The sequence below is a fragment of the Paenibacillus sp. Dod16 genome (assembly GCF_049893405.1).
Taxonomy (GTDB): domain Bacteria; phylum Bacillota; class Bacilli; order Paenibacillales; family Paenibacillaceae; genus Paenibacillus_AQ.
The window spans coordinates 1-1,340 of the sequence record NZ_JBNDYG010000123.1 but is presented as its reverse complement, the minus strand read 5'-3'; the positions used below and the strand labels follow the sequence as shown (position 1 = coordinate 1,340).

At 43.3% G+C, this 1,340-nt stretch carries 2 protein-coding genes and 1 pseudogene; 1 reads left to right on the top strand and 2 read right to left on the bottom strand.

The features are described 5' to 3' along the window. Positions 1-113, top strand: a 113-nt coding sequence (locus tag ACPV3A_RS37675; RefSeq protein WP_426199875.1) for an IS3 family transposase, incomplete at its 5' end; no start/stop codon positions are given. A gap of 159 nt (positions 114-272) precedes the next feature. Here ACPV3A_RS37675 and tnpA read toward each other — a convergent pair. Together tnpA and spoVAE are read right to left on the bottom strand one after the other, a co-directional pair. Further along, positions 273-736: pseudogene (gene tnpA / locus ACPV3A_RS37670) on the bottom strand (IS200/IS605 family transposase). 220 nt (positions 737-956) lie between these two features. Next, positions 957-1,307 carry a stage V sporulation protein AE gene (spoVAE, locus tag ACPV3A_RS37665; RefSeq protein ID WP_005832063.1) on the bottom strand — a complete coding sequence of 117 codons (351 nt, stop codon included), beginning with the start codon at positions 1,305-1,307 and terminating at the stop codon, positions 957-959. Between the last annotated feature and the right edge of the window lie 33 nt (positions 1,308-1,340).

Sequence of the window (1,340 nt, the reverse complement as noted above, 5' to 3'; positions counted from 1 at the left end):
TTAAACAAGAACTTTCTACATATATCGATTATTACAATCACAAGCGAATTAAAGCAAAACTAAAAGGCATGAGTCCGGTACAGTACCGAACTCATGCCCAACAAATTGCCTAATAAAATAATATGTCTAACTTTATGGGGTCAGTTCAAAACGGGTGGTTTGCTCTAGGGGTATAACCCCTTGTTGCCAAACTGCGCCTAAAGACGCTAGCCTGACAATAAATTGTTCAGGCTCAGTGTAATTTGTCACTTTCACTTACCAGTTAAACTGGTTTACTTCTTTTTGCTACGGTTATTGCTGAATGGATCTTCGTATTCTTTCACACTCAATTTGTCAACTGCTTGGTCGTGTGCTTCTTGTTCACGAATATACTTAGCTACGGTTGCTTCATTTAAGCCCACTGTGCTTACGTAGTATCCTTCTGCCCAAAACTTTCGATTTCCGTATTTATACTTCAAATTCGCATGCTTCTCGAATATCATGAGGGCGCTTTTTCCCTTCAAATATCCCATACTGAGATTTTTGGGGGAATCGCCACTAGCATATGTACATGATCGGGCATCATGTGACCTTCGATTATCTCCACTCCCTTATATTTACATAGACGTTTGAAGATATCGATTAAGTCTTTCCTCACTTGATTATAGATCTCTTTCCGTCTATACTTCGGGGTGAACACAATGTGGTATTTGCACATCCACTTTGTATGGGCTAGACTATAGCTCTTGTTTGCCATTTAAGACCATTCCTTTCATTGAGCCTGAACATCTCAATTTTATCGGGATGGTCTTATTGGTCAAACCCTCGATCCCTCCACCCGCATAGCGGGTGGTTTTATGTTTCGCGCGTTTCACGCACTCAACTGGCTAAAGCCTAAATCAAAACCGGCCGGTTAGGGATCGCCCTGACCGACCGTTACAGTGTATTTTAGCCAACGAATCGGATTGGGCCCCGTATTATCCTTTGGGTTTTACGAACAATGCAGCGAGAAACGAAAAAATAATCGCTGCGGATATTCCGGCACTGGTCACTTCGAAAATTCCGGTGATGATCCCAATCCAGCCATTGCTCTTTAGTTCTTGAAGCGCACCATGGACAAGAGCGTTACCAAAGCTTGTAATCGGGACCGATGCTCCTGCCCCGGCAAATTCAATCAGCGGATCATACCATCCAATTCCGTCGACAATCGCGCCCAATACAACAAGCAGGGTCATGGTGTGGGCCGGTGTAAGTTTCAAGACATCAAAACAAAATTGTCCGAAAACACAGATTGCACCTCCCACCAAAAAAGCCCAAAGAAAAATCATAATATCTCCCTCCCTGCCTCTATGGATACGGCA